Annotated in this window: 3 protein-coding genes; all 3 read right to left on the reverse strand. The window is 48.8% G+C overall.

All coding sequences use genetic code 11. The features are described 5' to 3' along the window. Positions 1 to 159: 159 nt before the first annotated feature. Positions 160 to 1,581 (reverse strand): Asp-tRNA(Asn)/Glu-tRNA(Gln) amidotransferase subunit GatB, encoded by a 1,422-nt coding sequence (gene gatB, locus Q0256_RS08940; protein WP_297962326.1) that lies wholly within the window; start codon positions 1,579 to 1,581, stop codon positions 160 to 162. Between the two features lie 112 nt (positions 1,582 to 1,693). Continuing rightward, positions 1,694 to 1,918, reverse strand: coding sequence for a hypothetical protein (locus Q0256_RS08945; protein WP_297916818.1), 225 nt, complete (start codon positions 1,916 to 1,918; stop codon positions 1,694 to 1,696). After that, the gene (locus Q0256_RS08950; RefSeq protein ID WP_177387592.1) at positions 1,908 to 2,588 is read right to left on the reverse strand and encodes a F0F1 ATP synthase subunit A; all 681 of its coding nucleotides are present in this window, start codon (positions 2,586 to 2,588) and stop codon (positions 1,908 to 1,910) included. The genes Q0256_RS08945 and Q0256_RS08950 overlap by 11 nt, the downstream gene beginning before the upstream one ends. Positions 2,589 to 2,963 lie beyond the last annotated feature (375 nt).

A 2,963-nucleotide genomic window follows, 5' to 3' on the forward strand; every position in this document is an offset into this window, starting at 1 on the left:
TGAAATATAACACGCAAAAGTCCTCGTCATTGGCGCCTGAAAGCTTTAGCTCGAAGCAAAACGCTGCGAGCAGATTTAAAATTTTATCTCAGAGGTTTTATCTATCGCGCTCGCGCCGCCGCCTTTAATTCGCTTTTTGCCGCCGCAGAAGCTGCGAAATCAGCCCAGCTTCTGTTTCAAAAGCTCGTTCACCTTTGCAGGATTAAACGCGCCCTTGCCCTCTTTCATTACTTGGCCTACGAAGAAGCCGAATAGCTTGTCCTTGCCGCCGCGATAGTCTGCGACCTTCTCCTCGTTTTCGCTCATCACGCGCGCTATGATCTCCAAAATCGCGCCGTCGTCGCTTACCTGCCTCAAGCCTAGCTTGTCGATGACCGAGCTTACGGCCTCGTCGTGCTCCATTAGATAATCAAGCACCTCTTTGGCGGCCTTTTGCGATACAGCGCCGCCTTCAATCGCGCTTAAAAGCTCGCTCATCTTCGCGCTACCTACGGGCGAGTCCTCGATCGTAACGCCGTTTTTGAGCCTGCCCGCAAGCTCGACGGTAAGCCAGCTCACGCAGAGTTTTGGCTCGTGCCCCGCCGCGATCAGATCCTCAAAAAATCGCGCGTTTTCGTAGGTCGAGATTATGATCTCGGCGTCCTTCTCTTTAACGCCCAGCTCGCGGACGTAGCGTGCTTTTTTTTGATCGGGTAGCTCGGGGATCTGCTGCGCAGCAGCTAGCATCTCGTCATCCACGATCACGGTTAGCAGGTCGGGGTCTGGGAAGTAGCGGTACTCGGCGCTGTCTTCTTTGCTACGCATCGGCTTTGTGATGAGCTTAGCGGTGTCAAAAAGGCGCGTTTCTTGCACGACATCTTGTTCGTATTTGCCATCCTGCCACGCTTCGATCTGACGCTCGATCTCAAACTCGATCGCTTTTTGGATAAATTTAAAAGAGTTTAAATTTTTAATCTCCACGCGCGTGTAGAGCTTTTGCTCGCCTTGCGGACGGATGCTGACGTTTACGTCGCAGCGAAACGAGCCTTCTTGCATGTTCGCGTCGCTGATATTTAAAAAGCGCAAAATGCTGTGGAGTTTTTTTAGATACGCGACCGCCTCGTCCGCAGAGCGCATATCGGGCTCGCTTACGATCTCCAAAAGCGGCGTGCCGGCGCGGTTCAGATCAACTAGGCTGCGCGAGCTTTCGTGGTTATTTTTGCCAGCATCCTCCTCTAGGTGCGCGCGCGTAATGCCGATGCGCTTGCTCTGTTCGTCCGCGGCTATGAAAAGCTCGCCGTGCTCGACGATCGGGATCGTCCACTGCGAAATTTGATACGCTTTGGGAAGGTCGGGATAGAAGTAGTTTTTGCGATCGAATACCGACTTGCGATTGATCGTCGCATTAACGGCGGTGCCGAAGCTGATGGCTTTTTTAACCGCTTCCTCGTTTAGCACGGGAAGAGCACCCGGAAGCGCCAGGCAGGTCGGGCAGACGTGCGAATTCGCCTCGTCTCCGAAGCTCGTGGGGCAGGAGCAGAAAATTTTGGTTTTGGTATTTAGCTGGCAGTGTACCTCCAGGCCGATCACGGTTTCAAACATAAACTTAACCTTTTAGAATAAAAATTTCGCGTAATTTTACAATTTTTTGCTTTAATACTCGCTTGTAGCGGCACACGGCGTGGCTAAATTTTAAAATTTTACCCGTAAAATCTTACTCGCCTTCGCGGGCTAGTCGTTCTTTCAGATCGAAAACATCGACCATTAAGCAGGTGATGATGACGCATATCACGCCGGGAGCGGTGCAGATGAAGAGGAATTTTAACCCCAAAAAATAAAATGACGGATAGGCAAAAAAGACGAATGCGCCGACGAAGATCAATCCGAACGACGCACCCACGAGGAAGTATAAGAAATTTCGCTTAAAATTAATGCTCATCGACGATCACGGCGCCCGCTAGATAAACGTAGCTTAAAACCATGAAAATGAAAGTCTGCAAAATCGCCATAAAAGTAAGCAGCGCAAACGGTACCATCGGCACTAGCGCAGGAGCGAGAGTAAGCATAACGAGCAGGAAGGTATCGTCGCCTTTGATGTTTCCGAAAAGTCGGAAAGAAAGCGATACGACGCGCGAAAAATGCGAGACGATCTCTATAACGAACATAAACGGAGCTAGGATTTTCACCGGCCCCATAAAGTGCTTTAGGTAGTTGATCACGCCGTGCTCGCGAACGCCCTCAAAATGGTAATACAACCAAACGCAAAGGGTAAGTGAAAGGGTTAAATTTAGACTCGCGCTCGGCGACTCAAAGCCCGGCACCAAGCCGATAACGTTACTAAAAAATATCACAAATCCCAATGTTGCGATTAGCGGAAGATATTTTTTGGCTTGTTCCTCGCTACCCATCGCGTCCTTACCGATCGTTAGCACGCCGCTTAGGTAGGCTTCGGCAATGTTTTGCATGCCGTGGGGCACAAGCTGAAGCGAACGAGTGGAGCAAAGCGCGACGGCTACGATGATAGCGACGACCAAAAAGAAGTAAAAAAGGTAGATAAAAGTGTGGTCGTAAGAAATTAAACCGCCGAAAAGAAAGATGTCTTTTAGCATAAAAACCCTTGATCGTTGAAATTTGAGGCGTATTTTACACTTCTATTCGTTAAAGTATATTTAAATTTGCGCCAGCGAGTGAAATTTTGAGCTTTGCGAGTTCTTGCACCGCTTTGCTTGCCTAGCACTTTCGTCTAGCTTACACGCAATTTCGGCGGGGATTTTGCGTTTTTTTGGCATTTAACTTCACATTGCCCGCGAACGACAAAATTTTAGCTAGTAAGCACGAAATTTACGGCTACACTGCCAATTCACTATTTTTGCAAAATAGAATTTATCTGGCGCATACAGAGAAGCCCTAAATCAGCTATGCGGTAAAATTCGTGTTTACAGATTCAAAAAATACGATAAAATTCTACCGCGACGGCGCCGTGG

The organism is uncultured Campylobacter sp., from assembly GCF_937949835.1.
Lineage (GTDB): Bacteria > Campylobacterota > Campylobacteria > Campylobacterales > Campylobacteraceae > Campylobacter_B.